The organism is Arthrobacter mobilis, assembly GCF_012395835.1.
GTDB lineage: Bacteria > Actinomycetota > Actinomycetes > Actinomycetales > Micrococcaceae > Crystallibacter > Crystallibacter mobilis.
In genome coordinates, this window is sequence record NZ_JAAZSQ010000002.1 from 194,678 (window position 1) to 210,156 (window position 15,479).

Here is a 15,479-nt window from a genome sequence, read left to right on the forward strand (position 1 = left end):
GGGCTACCTCCCTACCAGTCCGGTGCGGTTGATGAGTGTGTCGAGCATTTCGTCGACGGCGGTCATGACCCGGGCAGCGCCCTGGTAGGCGTGCTGGTAGGAGAGCAGGTTGATGTTCTCCTCGTCCAGGTCGACCGAGGCGTTGGACAGCTGCAGGGCCAGGGCCGAGTCCGCGGCCAGTCCGGCCAGCTCCGACTGCCGCAGCTCGGTGCGGGCGGCCGCGCCGATGCCGGTGACGAACTTTTCCCAGGCACGGTCCGGCGCCCCTGCACCGGTGCCCAGCTGGGAGATCGTGTCGGCAATGGAGCCGTCCAGTGCGCCGGCGTCCCCGGCGGCCGTGGCAATATCGCCGGCCTCGGCGGGCAGCACCAGCAGCCCTTGGGCGGGTGGGATGCCGGGGTCGGCCGCGAACCCGAAAAAGTCCGTCCCGGTCACGGAGCCGGCGTAGCCGGTGCGGTGGACGGCGTTCACCGCACCGGCCAGGGTGCCGGCGAAGGCGTTGTACCCGGCGGCGGCCTGGCGCAGCGGCCCGTCCCCGGCGGCGCTGCCGAGCATGGCCAGCGCGCCGGCGATTTCACCGCCGTCGAGCACCAGGGGAGTGCCCTGGCGGCTGGCCCACTCGAGCCGGACCCCGTCGCCGTCGGCCAGCCTGCCGGCACCGCCGACCATGACGCTGTGGGCGGTGGCGCCGGAGACCAGCGCATTGCCGCCCAGCAGCACCTCCACCTGGCCGTCGCCCAGTTCCCGTACGCTTGCCCCGGTCAGCGCGGCGATGCTGGTGGTCAACTGGTTGCGCTGGTCGATCAGTTCGTTCGCGGAGCCGCCGTTGGCCACCGCGAAGCGGATCTTCTCGTTCAGTCCGGCCACCTGCGCCGCTGCACCGTTGAGCTCGGCGGCCATGGTGTCCACGTCGGTGCGGATCCGGTCCCACTCATTTGCCACCTCCTGGTAGCCGCGGCCGATCATGCCGGCCAGCGTGCGGGCCTCTTCCAGGACGACGGCGCCGGCGGCCGGATCGTCCGGGCGGTTGGAGAGGTCCTGCCAGGCAGCCCAGAATTCCTGCAGCTGGGCGGAAATGCCGTTGCTGCCGGGCTCGCGCAGCGAGGCTTCCAGCCCGGCCATGGCCTCGGCCCGCACGCCGGCGTTGCCGGCCGCCGCCGCGGAGGCGCGCACCCGGGCATCCAGATGCAGGTCACCGAGGCGCGCGATCGCGTCAACGGAGACGCCCTGGCCGATCTGTACGCCTCCGGTGACCAGCCCGGTCCTGGCCAGGGCGCCGATGGCCGAGGTGCCGGTCCGCTGGCGGGTATAGCCCTCGGTGTTGACGTTGGCGATGTTCTGCCCCACCACGTTCAGGCCCTGGCGGGCAGCCACCAGGCCGGTGTACGCGGTGGTCAGGCCGCTAAACGTACTCACTGCTCATCCTCACAACGTCGTATCGAAAAGCCGGGCCGCGGAGGAAGCGCCGGCCGCGCCGCGGGCATCGTAAGTGCCCGGTTCCGGGCCCAGCCCGGCCATGGTTTCCTGTGCGGACCGCGCCGCGGCACGCAGGAACTGCTCGTTGGTGTCCCGCAGCTCCTTGATCTGCCCCGCGAGCTCGGTCAGGGCGCGCAGATGGCCGTTGAAGATCTCCCCCCACGGCCCGGCCGGGGCCTGTGCGGCCAGTTCGCGCAGGGTGGCGTTCTCCGCCGTTCCCCACTCCGCGGCCAGCGCGGCCACCTCCACTGCCCGGGCCAGGCCCGCGCCCCGCACCCGCTCGAGTACCTGCTCCACTTCGCGGGTGGCATGCTGGAGCCAGCGCGACTTGCCCGCGGTCAGCAGGAGCTGCTCCTCCTCGAGCTTGAAAACCAGCAGTTCGAGCAGTTCGCGCTCGCGCCACAGCATGGCCGAAAGTTCATGGGCGCCCATGTCCCACCTCCCCGGATTGTCTGCACGGGCCGGCTTCCCCCAAAGCCGCGGCCCTCGTTGATCTGTCGTTGTGGGAAGACCACATAACAACATGGCTACGGTCCTTTCTATCGGCATGGCTTTACCGGGCGTTAGCACCCTCCAGTGATAGGTTTCACCAGTAGGTTGACGTGCATGCCGGACTCGCTGCCCGGCATGCATCTTTTGTGCGGAAAGGGCAGTACGTTCCGCGCACGATTGCTCATAGGGGGGCAGGCAGTTGAACCGTGCTGTGCGTAATGACCTGGTGGTGGAAAACCTGCCCTTGGTCGGCTATCTGGTGGCGGAGGTGTGCGCGAAGGCCACGCACCTGTCCCGGGACGACCTGGCTTCCGCCGGCGCGGTGGCGCTGGTGACCGCAGCCGATGCCTTCGACCCGTCCCTGGGGGTGCCGTTCGGGGCCTTCGCCCGGCGCCGCATCGTCGGAGCCTTCGCGGACGAAATGCGCGCAGTGGACTGGGCCCCGCGCTCGGTGCGCAAGCGGATCAAGGAAACCCTGACCGTGCGCGAGACCCTCACCAATGCGCTGGGCCGGTACCCTACGGTGGACGAAATCGCCTCGGCGCTGGGCGTGGACCGTGCCGCCGCCGATGCCGCCCTGGCCGACGCGGCCCGGACGGTATCCTCCCTGGACGAGGCCACCGCGGACTTCCTGATGGACGAGATGCCGTCCCCGGAGGGCTCGCTGCTGACCGAGGAGCGCCTGGCCTTCCTGCGCGCCGCGGTGCAGGTGCTGCCGGCGAAGATGCGCTACATCATCGAGCAGATCTACTTCGAGGACCGCTCCGTCAAGGATCTGGCCGAGGAGCTCGGCGCCACCCACTCGGCGGTGTCGCAGCAGCGCTCGGAAGCGATCCGGCTGCTTCGCGACGGGCTGAGCCAGCATTATTACGACGGCGACGGCGCGGCCCACGTGCCCGAGTCCCGGATTTCCCCGGCGCGCCGGAACGCCTACCTCGGGGAGCTGGGCCGGCGCACCGCCGGCGGCATCACCCGCTCCGGCCGGGAACCGGAACCTATGGTGTCCTAGGCCCCGCCTTCCAGGGGCCGCCGAAAATCCTGCGTTAATCCTCCTAACGCCCCGCCCACCTGCGCCGATAGCGCAAGGTGATGGCCCACGGACGGGCCTGATGTACCAACCCACTCACGGAGGAACACATCATGGGTTTCGCTATTAACACCAACATTTCGGCACTGAATTCGTACCGGAACCTCTCCAACACGCAGAACGACATCTCCAAGTCGCTGGAGAAGCTCTCCACCGGCCTGCGGATCAACCGCGCCGCGGACGACGCGGCCGGCCTGTCCATCTCCGAGGGCCTGCGCTCGCAGGTCAACGGCCTGAACGTGGCCGCCCGCAACGCCCAGGACGGCATCAGTGTCATCCAGACCGCCGAAGGTGCCCTCACTGAGGTCCATTCCATCCTGCAGCGCATGCGTGACCTGGCGGTCCAGGCCGGCAACGACTCGAACAACGCCGACGCCCGGGCAGCCATCAAGACCGAGGTCGACGGCCTGACTGCGGAGCTGGACCGGATCGGCAAGACGACCAACTTCGACGGCACCAAGCTGCTCAACGGCGAAAACGCCTCGTTGACCTTCCAGGTCGGCGCGGACGGCAACACCGACAACCAGATCAGTGTCAACTTGGTCAAGGCAAATCTGAACACCATCACCGAAGCTTTGGACAACGGTGCACTTGGTACCGAAGGTACTAGCTTCGCTATTGCCGACCACACGGCTCTGGGAACTACCGCGACGTTCACGACTACCAATAATGGTGTCAAAACAACGGTTACGACGGATCCGCTTGACCAGACAGCAGGCGGCGCAGGCTGGCAGAGCGTCGAGGAGTACGCCAACGCTCTGCGTGCCGATGGTAACTTCTCCGCCAATTTCAACGTGGAGGTTACGAAGGACACCAATGGTAAGGGCATTGGAATTGTTGTTTCCGCCAAGGATGGTGGACAACTCCTGACGGCTGACAATGGTGCTGATGCTTCCGCGCGTGCCGGTTTGGCCGCCGGGGTTGAATCAACTCCAATGCCGGGCGGACTGGACTTTACGGATGCAGCGAGTGCCCGGAACTCCATTAACTTGATCGACGCCCAGATCAAGACTGTTTCCTCGGCCCGCTCCGAGCTCGGTGCTGTGCAGAACCGGTTCGAGCACACGATCAAGAACCTCAACGTCTCGTCCGAGAACCTGTCCGCGTCGGCGTCCCGGATCCGTGACACCGACATGGCCAAGGAAATGGCCAGCTTCACCCGCTCCCAGATCATGTCCCAGGCCGGCACCGCGATGCTGGCCCAGGCCAACCAGATCAACCAGGGTGTGCTGCAGCTGCTCGGTTAGCCCGGCAGCTAAAAGCAACTGAATGCGGCCTGGCGGCCGGGGAAAGAACTGGACCTCACACCCCTGCCGCCAGGTTTTGCACATGCCGGGAATACGCGCCCGGCACTACTGAACTTTTGCCAATGCACCTCAGGGAGGGAAGGACATGGCGTTCGCCATCGGCGGCCTGGCCAGCGGCCTGGACACCACCACGATGATCAGCCAGTTGATGCAGCTGGAGGCCCGGCCGCAGGTCCTCCTGAAGAACAAGGTGTCCGCCACGCAGTCCCTGGTGTCGTCGCTGCAGCAGCTCAATACCCGGGTCGCTTCCCTGGGCAGCGTCGCGGAAAAGACGGCCAAGCCCGGGGCCCTCGATCTCTACAAGGCCTCCAGCAGCTCGGACAAGGTCACGGCAACCGCAGGGGCCGGCGCGGCCGCCGGTTCCATCGACATCAAAGTGGATCAGGTCGCGCAGGCCCAGGTTTCGGTATCGGCCCTGCTCAGCGACTGGCCCGAGGACGCCACGACGCTGACCATTGCCCTGCAGGACGGCCGCAAGATCGACGTCGACTCCAGCGGCAAGACGCTGGACGAGGTGGCTGCCGCGGTCAACGCCAAGGACGCAGGCGTTACGGCGATGAAGGTCGCGGCCGGCGCTGACGGGAGCGGGATCCCACAGTACCGCCTGCAGTTCTCCGCCACCGGAACGGGAGCGGCCGGAAGCTTTGGCATCCAGCGGACCCAGGCTGGAACAACCGTGGACATGTTAACCGAGCCCGGCGCAGCGCAGATCCGCGCGGCGCAGGACGCCGAGGTGACGCTCTGGGCCGGTACGGCAGCGGCCAGGACCCTCACCTCCTCCACCAATACCTTCACCGCCCTGCTGCCCGGCGTCGACGTGACGGTCTCCGCGGCCTCCGCCGATCCGGTGACCATTTCCGTGGCCCGGGACGACGCAGGCCTCACCAAGCTGGCCAAGGACCTCGTCGAGGGCCTGGCCGGGCTCTTTTTCTACATCGCCACCAACTCCGCGGTCTCGACGTCGACCGCCTCCGGCACGTCCACGGCCAAGGGCGGGATCTTCACCGGCGACAGCAGCGTCCGCGATGTCCAGCAGAACATCTTGCGAGCGGCCTCCGCCCCGGTGGACGGGCGGTCGCCATCGGAAACAGGCATCAGCATCACCAGGGACGGTTCGGTCGAATTCAACGCCGAAAAATTCGCCGAGGCGCTCAAGGAGGACCCTGCCAGGACCCGGAAGGTCCTGCAGGAAGTCGCGTCCCGCGTGGAGGTTGCCGCCGAGGACGCCTCCGACAAGCACGAGGGTGCGGTCAGTCTCCGGATCCAGGGCCAGGAGTCCCTCGTCAAGGAACTGAACACCCAGGTGGCCGAGTGGGACCGCCGGCTGGAACTGCGCCAGTCCACCTTGGAACGCACCTGGTCCGCGCTGGAGGTCCAGCTGTCCGCCCTGCAGTCCCAAGGGGACTGGCTCTCATCCCAGCTGGCAACCCTGCCGACCTACGGAGGAACGAAGAAGTCATGAACCTGATCTCCGGAACCCAGGCCAAGCTCAACCAGTACCAGCGCGAGGCCATCCTGTCCGCCTCGCCGGCGCGCCTGCTGACCATGCTGTACGACCGCCTGATGCTGGATTTGGCCCGGGCCGAAGCCGCACAGCAGGCGCAGCAGTGGTCGCAGGCCTCGGAGAACCTGCTGCACGCACAGGCGATCGTCACGGAACTGACCGTCACCTTGGACACCAAGGTCTGGGACGGCGCCGACGGCCTGCTGGCGCTGTACAACTACGTCTCGCAGACGCTGATCAGCGCGAACATCCACCGGAATGTGGAACGCACGCGCGAATGCATTGATCTGCTGGAACCCTTGCGCCAGGCCTGGCACGAGGCAGCCGGGGCCGCTGCGGCCAGCGCTGCGCAACCGGCCTACGCCTCCGCGCCGCAGGGAGCTTTCGGCATTGCCTGAGACTGCGGCCGGGCGGCCGCCCGGGCCGGAGCCTGCCCCCGAGCGTGCCCGCTGGCTTGCGGTCCTGGACGAGCTGGAAGCGCAGCTGGCCGCGGCGTCCGCAGCCCGGGGCGGCGGTGCCCGCCTGCAGGCTGCGGCAGCCTGGACCGCACCCAAGGACCTCGGCCCCCTGCCGGAGGACCTGGTGGACCGGGCCACCAGGCTGGCGGCGGCACAGCAGGAGGCCATCGCCGCGCTGCGCTCGGCAGTGCGTTCGGCCAGGCAGCAGTCCGCGTACCTGGACGCCGTGCCCAAGGCCTCCGGTCCGGGAGCCGCGGTGTATCTGGACCTCAACGGTTAATTCCCCTCGGGAAACTGCTAACGCACTGCATCAGGCCTGCCGATAGCGCGAAGTGAGCATGGATCGCTCACCACCTCAGGCCACGGATCGGCCGCCTCACCGCGAGTGAAGATGGTTTTGCCGTGTTCAATTCCGTAACCGCCGTGGCGCTGGAGAGCGCCTTGGACGGGCTTGCGCTGCGCCAGCGCACCATTGCGAACAATATCGCCAATGTGAACACTCCTGGCTACCAGGCCAAGCGGGTGGCCTTCGAGGAGGTGTTGGCCCGGTCCGTGCAGGCCGGTGACGGCCGTGCGGCGGCGAGCCTGTCCCGGTCCCTGGAGCCCACCCGCACCGATGGCAGCAACGTCAACCTGGACACCGAGACCCTCTCCAACGTGGAGACGGTGCTGCGCTACCAGTTCGCCGCCCGCGCAGCCGAGGGCAGCTTCACCAGCGTCCGCACGGCCATGAGGACCAGCTGATGACCTTCGACGCGATCGGGATCGCCGGCACCGGCCTGACCCTGCACCGCAAATGGCTTGATGCCGTCTCGGACAATCTGGCCAATGCCAACAACGCCACCGGCACGGACGGCTCCGCCTTCCAGGCCCGCTACGTGCTGGCCCGTGAAGGTGAGGGCAACAGCGGCGCGTATGTGGCCGGCGCGGCCTGGGGCGACGCCGCCGGCCGGCTCGTGCACGAGCCGGACCATCCGCTGGCCGACGCCGAAGGCTACGTGCGCTACCCGGAGATCGACATGGCCGAACAGATGGGCCATCTCATTCTGGCCCAGCGCGGCTACCAGGCCAATGCCGCTGTCGTGGATCGGGCCAAAGCCACCTACGAGGCAGCCCTGCAGATTGGACGGTCCTGATGCCCGTGCCCGCCGTCTCCGGCATTCCTGCCGCCATCGGCCAGGTCCAGGGCGTCGCCGGGACCGGCTACCTCTCCGCTGCCAGCGGGGCCCCGGGCACGGGCGGTACCGGGTTTGCCTCCGCGCTGGCCGGGGCGGTGGACAATGTGCAGCAGCTGCAGTCCACCTCCAAGGAACTGGCCATTCAGGCCGTTACCGGGGACCTGGCCGACATCCATACCGCCACCCTGGCCTCCACCCGCGCCCAGGTCACCCTGGAATTGGTGGCCGCGGTCCGCAACAAGGGTGTTGACGCGTTCAACGAGATCATGAGGATGCAGGCCTGATGCCCCCCACGATTTCCTCCTGGTTCGGGCGCCTGGGCGAGGCAGTGCGCAGCTTCACGGTGGCCCAGCGCACGATCGCGCTGATCGGTGCAGCCGCCGTCGTCCTCGGCATCGTTGCGCTCTCGGCCTGGCTCTCCAAACCCGCCTACAGCCCGCTGTTCTCCGGCCTGCAGGCCGCGGACGCGAACAGCATCGTGGAGCAGCTGCGCACCGACGGGGTGCCGTACGAGCTGGCCAACGGCGGCAGCACCATCATGGTGCCCGAGGAGAATGTCTACGACCAGCGGCTCAAGGCCGCCGCCAGCGGGCTGCCGACCTCCGCCACCCAGGGCTACTCGCTGCTGGACGACATGGGCGTGACCTCCTCGGAGTTCCAGCAGTCCATCACCTACAAGCGTGCGCTCGAGGGCGAACTGGCGGCCACCCTCTCCGCGATGGACGGCGTCAAGACCGCCTCGGTACGGCTGGCCATCCCGGAGGAGACCGTCTTCTCCGAGCAGCAGGCCGATGCCACCGCATCGGTGTTCGTCGAGACGGAGAACGGCGTGCAGCTGGGCGCGGACCAGGTCCAGGCCATGGTGCATCTGACCTCCGCCTCGATCGACGGGCTGGACCCGGCCAATGTGGCAGTGGTCGATGCCAGCGGCAAGGTGCTCTCCGCCGTCGGCGTGGGCGCGGCCGGCAGCGCGGACCAGCAGGCCTCGGATTACGAGGAGCGCGTGCGCGGCTCCGTGCAGCAGATGCTGGACAAAGTGGTCGGGCCGGGCAACGCCAGCGTGGTGGTGGCCGCGGACATGAGCTACGAATCCGCCGAGCGGGTGGAGGAAACCTTCACCACGCCCGAGGACGCCCCCGCCCTGAACGAATCCACGGAAACGGAGGAGTACACCGGCTCCGGCGGAGGTTCCGCCGGCGTGCTGGGCCCGGACAACATTGCAGGTCCGGCCGACGGCGGCGGGGACGGCACCTTCAGTTCCGAGTCCACCACCCGCAACAACGCCGTCAACAAGGTCACCGAGAACCGGACCATCCCGGCAGGGGTGCTCAACCGCCAGACGGTTTCGGTGGCCGTGGACCAGCAGGCCGCCGCCGGCCTGGACATGGCGAACCTGGCCTCGCTGGTCTCGTCCGCCGCGGGCATCAACCCCGACCGCGGGGACGAGGTCACCGTCGAGGTCATGCCGTTCAACACCGCCGGTGCGCAGCAGGCGGCCGAGGCCCTGGCCGCGGCACAGGCGGAGGAGGCCGCCAAGCGGCAGGCCGAGCTGATCCGCACGCTGATCATCGTCGGCGGCATCGTGCTGCTGACCATCATTGCCCTGCTGGTCTACGCCCGCTGGTCCCGCCGGCAGAACCGCGAGCCGGTGGACTTCGGCGATCTGGAGCAGGTCACCCCCGAGCTGGAGGCTGCGGAGCCGCTGGCACCGGTCGTGCGCCAACCGCGGACTGCGCCGGTGGCGGCCGCGCCGGTGGCGCCCGCGCCCGTGCTGCGGCAGGTGGAACCGGCGACGACGGCGATTCCGCTGCCGGTTCCGGTGTCGGAACTGGACCCGCAGGCCGCGGCCGCCGAACGCAAGCGGGCCGAGATCGAGGCCCTGGCCGGCAGCGATCCGGAGCGCACGGCCGAATTTCTGCGGAGCCTGATGGATGACAGGACCCCGGCATGATCGAACAGCTGGGTACCCTGACCGGGACGCAGAAGGTGGCCATCGTGCTGATGCAGATGGACCAGGGGCGTGCCGCCCAGGTCATGAAGCAGTTCAGCGAGGCCGAGGCCGAGAAGATCACCGCCGAGATCGTCGGTCTCGAGCGCGTGGAGCCGGAGCTGGCGGAGAAGGCGCTGGCGGAGTTCCACGAGCTGACCCTCCGGGGCCGTCCCCGCCCGCGCGGGGGCCGCAGCTTCGCGGCCGGCCTGCTGGCGGCCTCCTTCGGTGCGGAGAAGGCCGCGGGCGTGCTGGACCGCCTGGCCTCCAGCCTGGCTGGCAAGCCGTTCGAGTTCCTGGAGGACGCCGAATCCGGGCAGGTGGTCACGCTGCTCGCCGACGAGCTGCCGCAGACCATTGCCCTGGTGCTGGCCCACCTGCGGCCGGACCAGGCTTCGGCCGTGCTCGCCGGCTTCCAGGACGAACAGCGGGCCGAGGTGGCCCGCTGTATTGCCACCATGGGCACGGCCACGCCCGAGGCGGTCGGCATCGTCGCGGACACGCTGCGGTCCCGGGCCGGCTCGCTGGTGGCGCCGAAGCAGGCGGTGGAGGTGGTCGGCGGCATCCAGCCGCTGGTGGACATCATCAACCGCGCGGACATCGCCACCGAACGCGCGGTGCTCGAGGGGCTGGAACTGCGGGATCCGCAGCTGGCCGAAGAGGTGCGCTCGCGCATGCTCACCTTCGAGGACATCATCAAGCTGGAACCGCGGGACATCCAGCAGGTGCTGCGCGGCATCGACGCCGCGGTCCTGGCGGTGGCCATGAAGGGCGCCGGCGAACAGGTCATCGAGTTGATCCGGCGGAACGTCTCCGAGCGCAACCGGGAGATTCTCGACGACGAGATCAGGAACGTGGGCCCCGTGCGCATGTCCCAGGTGGAGGAAGCCCGCGCTGACATCGTACGCGCCATCCGCAGCCTGGAAGCGGACGGGCTGATCACCGTCCAGCGCGCCGACGAGGACGAATATGTCTACTGAGGCGCGGTTTTCGCCGCTGAGCTACCCTGCGCTGCCGGACAGCCGGCAGGAGCGCGTGGAAGAGCAGGCCCGGGCCCGCGGCCACGCGGCCGGTTATGCCGCCGGACTGCGCGCGGCGGCGGTGGCGGTCAAGGAACAGCAGGCCCGGCTGCAGGCCGAGCACGAGGCGGCGGTGCGGAACGGGCAGGCCCGCGTGGAGCAGACGGTGCAGGCGCTGAACATGGCTGTCCGCGCCCTGCAGCAGCGCACGGTTCCGGTCCTGGCGGACGCGCAGGACACCCTGGCGGCAGCAGCGCTGGAGCTGGCCGAGGCGGTGCTGGGCTGCGAACTGGCCGACGGCGGGCGCGGCGCCCGCGCCGCTGTGGCCCGTGTGCTGCAGCAGGTGGATGCCGCCAGCGTGCAGAAGGTGCGCATGCACCCTGCCGACCTGACGGTGCTTGATCCCGACGTCCGGGGCCGGGCCGGGGTGGAGTTTGTCCCGGACTCCTCCTTGGCGCGCGGCGATGCCGTCGCCGAGTTCGCCGACGGCTACCTGGACGCGAAGATCGGCACTGCCCTGGCCCGTGCCAAGGCAGCGCTGCTGGGGGAGGGGCCGTGACGGCGACGGCGGTGGATCGTTGGTCGAGCAGCGAGGAACGAGCGGATCGGGACCAAGGGGAACGAGCCTACCGGGATCCGGTGGCCGGTTCTGCTTCCTCCCGGGATCTTGGGACGGTCGCAGATCGACCTGCCCGGCCGGCGGAGGTTTGGCGCCCGCATGCGGCCCGGTTCGCCGCCGCGTGCGCCGCGGCCCGGCCCGAACGGGTCGGCGTGGTCTCCTCGGTGGTGGGCCTCGCCGTCGAAATTACCGGACTGGACTGTGCCATCGGCGAACTCGTGACCATCGGCGGGTTCCCGGGGATCGAGGCCGAAGTGGTGGCCGCGGACCGGACCAGCGTGCGCTGCATGCCGCTGGGCACGCTGGCCGGCATCAGCCCCGGCGCCCCGGCCCGGGCCAAGGGCGCGCCGGTGCTGGTGCCCACCGGCAGTTCGCTGTTCGGCCGTGTGCTCGACGGGCTGGGCCGGCCGGTCGACGGCAAGGGGCCGCTGCGCCCGGACGCGCTGGTGCCGCTGGACAACGCCCCGCCCGCCGCGATGCGGCGGGCCCGCATTGACACCCCGCTGCAGCTGGGCGTGCGCGCACTGGACACGCTGACCACCGTGGGCCGGGGCCAGCGCATGGGCCTGTTCGCCGGCTCCGGCGTCGGCAAATCCTCGCTGCTGTCCATGATTGCCCGCGGCACCGACGCCCAGGTGTCGGTGATCGCGCTGGTCGGCGAGCGCGGGCGCGAGGTCCGCGAATTCCTCGAGGACGACCTGGGACCGGAGGGTCTGGCCCGGTCCATCGTGGTGGTCTCCACCTCGGACGAACCGGCCCTGATGCGCCTGCGTGCAGCCTTCGTGGCCACCCGGATCGCCGAGTCCTTCCGGGAGCGCGGGGCGGATGTGGTGCTGATGATGGACTCGCTCACGCGCGTGGCCATGGCCCAGCGCGAGATTGGCCTGTCCGTGGGCGAGCCCCCGGCTACCCGCGGCTACCCGCCGTCGACCTTCTCGGTGCTGGCGCGGCTGCTGGAGCGCGCCGGGACCGCCGGGGCCGGCTCCGTCACCGGGATCTACACGGTGCTGGTGGACGGCGACGACCACAACGAGCCGGTCGCCGACGCCGCACGGTCCATTCTGGACGGGCACGTGGTGCTGGAGCGGAAGCTGGCCGTGGCCGGGCATTTCCCGGCCATCGACCCGCTGGCCTCGATTTCCCGGGTGGCCTCCAAGGTCAACCCCCAGGAGCGCACCCGGCTGGCCGCCGGCCTGCGCAGGGTGCTGGCTGCCCGCAGGGGGGCGCAGGACCTGCTCGACGTCGGCGCGTACCAGCGCGGGTCCAATCCGCTGGTCGATGCCGCGGTGGACCACGAGGACGAGATCAACCTGTTCCTGCAGCAGCGCATGGACGAGCAGACCCCGGCCGGACAGGCCTGGGAGCACCTGCGCCGGCTGGCCGCGACCCTTGGAGGTATCTGATGTCCCGTTCCTTCCCGCTGGCCGGTCTGCTCAGGCTGCGCCGGCTTCAGCAGGACCAGGCGGCGGGTGAACTCGCCGCCGCCAATGCCCGGCTGCAGGAAAACGGCAGGAACATCATGCAGGCCCGCGACCTGCTGGGCGCTACCGTCAGCGAGGTCCCGGATACGGCCGCCCTGCATGCGGTCGCGGCGGCCCGGGCCTCCTCGCGCAGCATGCTCGCGGACCTGCAGGCGGCCGAACAGCTGCGCCGGGGCGAGGCGGAGCAGGCCCGGCTGGCCTTCCAGGAGGCCCGGGCACAGGCCATCGGGCTGGAGAAGCTCGAAGCCAGGCACGCCCTGGCCGCGGCGGCCGAGGAACTGCGCGGCGAGCAGGTGGTGCTGGACGAGATTGCCTCCGGCAGTTGGCAGCGCGGGGAGGGCAGCCGGTGAGCGTGTCCGACATGCTGGGGCGGGTCCAGCAGATCCAGTCCACCCTGAGCCAGCTTGAGCGCCGGCCGTCCGTGCCGGCCGGCACCGTCTCTTCCGCAGGCACCGTCTCTTCCGCAGGGGCTGCGGACGGCGCCGGCACCAATGCCGCCTCCGCGGCCGCCTTCGCCCAGGCGCTCGGCGCCGCCGCCGGGACCGCGCCTGCGGCCGGCGGCATTTCCCCGGGCAGCCCGACCGGCGCGGACCTGGTGGCGGCGGCGAAGAAGTACATCGGCCTGCCCTACGTCTGGGGCGGCACGGACCCCGCCGTCGGGCTGGACTGTTCCGGCTTCGTCCAGCGGGCGTTCAAGGACCTGGGCATCGATATCCCGCGGGTGACCTGGGACCAGATGACGTCCGGGACCGAGGTCGCATCGCTGGCCCAGGCCCGGCCCGGGGACCTGCTGTTCACCCGCGGCGGGGGCCACGTGTCCATCTACCTGGGCAATGGCAAGGCCGTCGATGCCCCGCAGCCCGGGGACACCATCCAGATCCGCGACGCCTGGGAGAACGACGGCAACATCACCACCATCCGCCGGCTGCTGCCCGCCGGCACAGCGGCCGCGGCCCAGGCCCGGCCGGCTGTGCCCGCGGCTGCCGCGGACGGCTACGGCAGCTCCGGTGCCTCCGGCACGACGGCGCTCGCCGACCTGGTGGCCGCCGCGCAGGCATCGCTGGTGCCAGGGGGAGCGGCATGAGCGTCCCGGTGACAGGATTCCTCGTTCCGGCGGCCCCCGCCGCATCCCGGACCGAAGGCGGCAGGCAGGCAGCCGGCCTGTTCGGCACCGCCATGGAAGATGCGCTGGGGAGCCTGGAGCCCGGCCTGGCGGGCATGACCTGGGGCTCCACGAGCGGCACGGCCGGCGGCACCGCGCCCGGACCGGGCCGCGGGACAGCTGCCGGCAGCAGCGCAACCTCCCGCAGCGGTCCGGCGGCCGCCGGCTCCCCGGCCGGCACCGATGCTGCCGGCCGAACCATGCCGGCGGCAGTCCTGCCGGGTCCGGGCTTCCCGCCGGCCCTTCCGGGCACGCCGGTTCTGCCGGGCGCGCCGGTAACCGCTGCGCCGCCGGAGGGAGCTCCCGCAGCACCTGCTGCCGGTGCCCCGGAGACCGCGCCGCCGGGCCCCGGCGCGGAAAGCCATGCGGAGTTGGCGGCCGGATTGACGTCCGCCTCCGGAACCGGCACCGCCGAACCCACCGCCGCTGCGACCGCCGTCGTCGAAGCTGCCACCGCCGCGGGCGCCATCGCCGGGACCGCCGCTGATGCGCGCACCGCTGCCCACGTTTTCGCCGAAGACCTCCCGGGGCCGAACCTGCCCGTTGGGCCCCGCACCGGCGTCCACGCTGACGATGCCGCCGCCATCTGGCCGTCCGTGCAGCCCGCCTCCGGCCCGGTCCTCCGGGGAACCGCAGGGCCGCAGGATCCGGGGACCATGGCAGCAGTGCCGGCCGGGCCTGTCGTACCTGCAGAGGGGCCCCGGACCGTGCCGCAGGTCGTCCCGCTCCTCGCCCCTGGTCCATTGACGCCTGCGGCAGCAGCTGCCGGCCGGCCGGCCGCCGCACCGCTGCCGGCGGAGGCGGTTCCGCAGCTCTCCGGAGCTGCGTCCGTGGCCGGAGTGCCGGCCGCCCCGGTGCCGGGAACAGGCGCCGGGCTGTCCGAAGCAGCACCTGATGGCCACCAGAGGGCAGGACTGGTGACGGCGGGGGCAGTACCGCAGGCCGGCCTGTTCGTGCCCGCAGCCGTGTCCGCGTCCGGGATGCAGGCCGTCCCGATGCTGGATGCAGGCGCCACGCCGTCCGGGCCCGGCAGCATTTCGTCTGCGGCGGCCGCCAGCCATAGGGCGGCGGGGCAGGGTGCCCTGGCCGCAGCCATGCCCCGGATCCGGCCCGGAGGCTCCGCGCTGCCGGCAGGCGGGGACGGCCTGCTGCCGGCTGTCCCGTCCGTGGCCGCCCCGGGACCGCAGGCCGCGCCGACGGTTGCAGCGCCCGCCGGTGCCGCTCCGGCGCCGGCCCCCGCGCAGACCGGCATCCCCTTCGGGACCCAGGTCGCCCGGCCGCTGCTGGCGCTGGCCGGTGCCCGTCCCGGAGAGCACGTGCTGACCATCAATGTGGCACCGGAGAACCTGGGACCGGTAACGGTGCGTGCGCATGTGTCCGCGGAAAGCATCCGGGTCGAGCTGTTCGCTCCGAACGACGCCGGCCGCGAGGCGCTGCGCGGCATCCTGCCGGAGCTGCGCCGGGACCTGGCCGGCCAGGCCGGCTTCACCAGCCTCGACCTGTCCTCGCAGAACCGCCCCGGCGACCAGCGGGGCGGTCCCGGACCGGATGCCGGCGGACAGCAAGGTGCCGGCACCGGGGCACGCCCCGGCGCCGGCGGGCCCGCCTCCCGGCCGGCCCCCGGGACCGCCGGAGCCGCGGCCGCAGGAACGGTGCCGGCGCGGCCGGCACTGGACGCATCCATCATCGACGTAATGGCCTAAAGAGAG

At 70.7% G+C, this 15,479-nt stretch carries 17 protein-coding genes; 15 read left to right on the plus strand and 2 right to left on the minus strand.

From position 1 onward, the window contains the following. Window positions 1–3 precede the first annotated feature (3 nt). Window positions 4–1,416 (minus strand): flagellar hook-associated protein FlgK, encoded by a 1,413-nt coding sequence (gene flgK / locus HGG74_RS03390; protein ID WP_168484933.1) that lies wholly within the window; start codon window positions 1,414–1,416, stop codon window positions 4–6. Window positions 1,417–1,425: 9 nt separating this feature from the next. Beyond that, the gene (locus HGG74_RS03395) at window positions 1,426–1,908 is read right to left on the minus strand and encodes a flagellar protein FlgN (protein WP_168484934.1); all 483 of its coding nucleotides are present in this window, start codon (window positions 1,906–1,908) and stop codon (window positions 1,426–1,428) included. A 259-nt stretch (window positions 1,909–2,167) separates the two neighbouring features. On the opposite strand from HGG74_RS03395, the gene HGG74_RS03400 reads away from it, so the two are divergent. The 15 genes from HGG74_RS03400 to HGG74_RS03470 all read left to right on the plus strand — a co-directional run bounded on the left by HGG74_RS03400 (window position 2,168) and on the right by HGG74_RS03470 (window position 15,473). Then, window positions 2,168–2,977, plus strand: coding sequence for a sigma-70 family RNA polymerase sigma factor (locus tag HGG74_RS03400; protein ID WP_168484935.1), 810 nt, complete (start codon window positions 2,168–2,170; stop codon window positions 2,975–2,977). A gap of 131 nt (window positions 2,978–3,108) precedes the next feature. Then, window positions 3,109–4,302, plus strand: coding sequence for a flagellin N-terminal helical domain-containing protein (locus HGG74_RS03405; protein ID WP_168484936.1), 1,194 nt, complete (start codon window positions 3,109–3,111; stop codon window positions 4,300–4,302). A gap of 145 nt (window positions 4,303–4,447) precedes the next feature. Further along, the gene (gene fliD, locus HGG74_RS03410) at window positions 4,448–5,824 is read left to right on the plus strand and encodes a flagellar filament capping protein FliD (RefSeq protein ID WP_168484937.1); all 1,377 of its coding nucleotides are present in this window, start codon (window positions 4,448–4,450) and stop codon (window positions 5,822–5,824) included. Continuing rightward, window positions 5,821–6,264, plus strand: a complete 444-nt coding sequence (gene fliS / locus HGG74_RS03415) for a flagellar export chaperone FliS (protein ID WP_168484938.1) — start codon at window positions 5,821–5,823, stop codon at window positions 6,262–6,264. Before fliD ends, fliS begins: the two co-directional genes overlap by 4 nt. After that, window positions 6,257–6,604 carry a hypothetical protein gene (locus HGG74_RS03420; RefSeq protein WP_168484939.1) on the plus strand — a complete coding sequence of 116 codons (348 nt, stop codon included), beginning with the start codon at window positions 6,257–6,259 and terminating at the stop codon, window positions 6,602–6,604. Before fliS ends, HGG74_RS03420 begins: the two co-directional genes overlap by 8 nt. 122 nt (window positions 6,605–6,726) lie before the next feature. Further along, window positions 6,727–7,068: a flagellar basal body rod protein FlgB gene (locus tag HGG74_RS03425; RefSeq protein WP_168484940.1), complete on the plus strand. Its 342-nt coding sequence runs from the start codon at window positions 6,727–6,729 to the stop codon at window positions 7,066–7,068. Further along, complete coding sequence (locus tag HGG74_RS03430) at window positions 7,068–7,460, plus strand: flagellar basal body rod protein FlgC (RefSeq protein ID WP_168484941.1); 393 nt, start codon at window positions 7,068–7,070, stop codon at window positions 7,458–7,460. Before HGG74_RS03425 ends, HGG74_RS03430 begins: the two co-directional genes overlap by 1 nt. Continuing rightward, window positions 7,460–7,786: a flagellar hook-basal body complex protein FliE gene (gene fliE, locus HGG74_RS03435; protein ID WP_168484942.1), complete on the plus strand. Its 327-nt coding sequence runs from the start codon at window positions 7,460–7,462 to the stop codon at window positions 7,784–7,786. The genes HGG74_RS03430 and fliE overlap by 1 nt, the downstream gene beginning before the upstream one ends. After that, on the plus strand, window positions 7,786–9,453 hold the full coding sequence (gene fliF / locus HGG74_RS03440; RefSeq protein ID WP_168484943.1) for a flagellar basal-body MS-ring/collar protein FliF: 1,668 nt from the start codon (window positions 7,786–7,788) through the stop codon (window positions 9,451–9,453). The genes fliE and fliF overlap by 1 nt, the downstream gene beginning before the upstream one ends. Beyond that, the gene (gene fliG / locus HGG74_RS03445; RefSeq protein ID WP_168484944.1) at window positions 9,450–10,469 is read left to right on the plus strand and encodes a flagellar motor switch protein FliG; all 1,020 of its coding nucleotides are present in this window, start codon (window positions 9,450–9,452) and stop codon (window positions 10,467–10,469) included. The genes fliF and fliG overlap by 4 nt, the downstream gene beginning before the upstream one ends. Next, window positions 10,459–11,067: a FliH/SctL family protein gene (locus HGG74_RS03450; protein ID WP_168484945.1), complete on the plus strand. Its 609-nt coding sequence runs from the start codon at window positions 10,459–10,461 to the stop codon at window positions 11,065–11,067. Before fliG ends, HGG74_RS03450 begins: the two co-directional genes overlap by 11 nt. Window positions 11,068–11,279: 212 nt before the next feature. Then, window positions 11,280–12,530, plus strand: a complete 1,251-nt coding sequence (locus tag HGG74_RS03455; RefSeq protein ID WP_312856743.1) for a FliI/YscN family ATPase — start codon at window positions 11,280–11,282, stop codon at window positions 12,528–12,530. Next, the gene (locus HGG74_RS03460) at window positions 12,530–12,958 is read left to right on the plus strand and encodes a flagellar FliJ family protein (RefSeq protein ID WP_168484946.1); all 429 of its coding nucleotides are present in this window, start codon (window positions 12,530–12,532) and stop codon (window positions 12,956–12,958) included. The genes HGG74_RS03455 and HGG74_RS03460 overlap by 1 nt, the downstream gene beginning before the upstream one ends. Beyond that, complete coding sequence (locus tag HGG74_RS03465; RefSeq protein ID WP_312856721.1) at window positions 12,955–13,692, plus strand: C40 family peptidase; 738 nt, start codon at window positions 12,955–12,957, stop codon at window positions 13,690–13,692. Before HGG74_RS03460 ends, HGG74_RS03465 begins: the two co-directional genes overlap by 4 nt. Then, window positions 13,689–15,473: a flagellar hook-length control protein FliK gene (locus tag HGG74_RS03470; protein ID WP_168484947.1), complete on the plus strand. Its 1,785-nt coding sequence runs from the start codon at window positions 13,689–13,691 to the stop codon at window positions 15,471–15,473. Before HGG74_RS03465 ends, HGG74_RS03470 begins: the two co-directional genes overlap by 4 nt. The last annotated feature ends 6 nt before the right edge of the window (window positions 15,474–15,479 follow it).

What these genes read in the sequence shown, in the direction of transcription:
- HGG74_RS03395 (WP_168484934.1), bottom strand. Translation starts at nt 1,908, where the DNA reads ATGGGCGCCCATGAACTTTCGGCCATGCTGTGGCGCGAGCGCGAACTG.
- HGG74_RS03405 (WP_168484936.1), top strand. Translation starts at nt 3,109, where the DNA reads ATGGGTTTCGCTATTAACACCAACATTTCGGCACTGAATTCGTACCGG.
- fliD (WP_168484937.1), top strand. Translation starts at nt 4,448, where the DNA reads ATGGCGTTCGCCATCGGCGGCCTGGCCAGCGGCCTGGACACCACCACG.
- fliS (WP_168484938.1), top strand. Translation starts at nt 5,821, where the DNA reads ATGAACCTGATCTCCGGAACCCAGGCCAAGCTCAACCAGTACCAGCGC.
- HGG74_RS03430 (WP_168484941.1), top strand. Translation starts at nt 7,068, where the DNA reads ATGACCTTCGACGCGATCGGGATCGCCGGCACCGGCCTGACCCTGCAC.
- fliE (WP_168484942.1), top strand. Translation starts at nt 7,460, where the DNA reads ATGCCCGTGCCCGCCGTCTCCGGCATTCCTGCCGCCATCGGCCAGGTC.
- fliF (WP_168484943.1), top strand. Translation starts at nt 7,786, where the DNA reads ATGCCCCCCACGATTTCCTCCTGGTTCGGGCGCCTGGGCGAGGCAGTG.
- fliG (WP_168484944.1), top strand. Translation starts at nt 9,450, where the DNA reads ATGATCGAACAGCTGGGTACCCTGACCGGGACGCAGAAGGTGGCCATC.
- HGG74_RS03450 (WP_168484945.1), top strand. Translation starts at nt 10,459, where the DNA reads ATGTCTACTGAGGCGCGGTTTTCGCCGCTGAGCTACCCTGCGCTGCCG.
- HGG74_RS03460 (WP_168484946.1), top strand. Translation starts at nt 12,530, where the DNA reads ATGTCCCGTTCCTTCCCGCTGGCCGGTCTGCTCAGGCTGCGCCGGCTT.
- HGG74_RS03470 (WP_168484947.1), top strand. Translation starts at nt 13,689, where the DNA reads ATGAGCGTCCCGGTGACAGGATTCCTCGTTCCGGCGGCCCCCGCCGCA.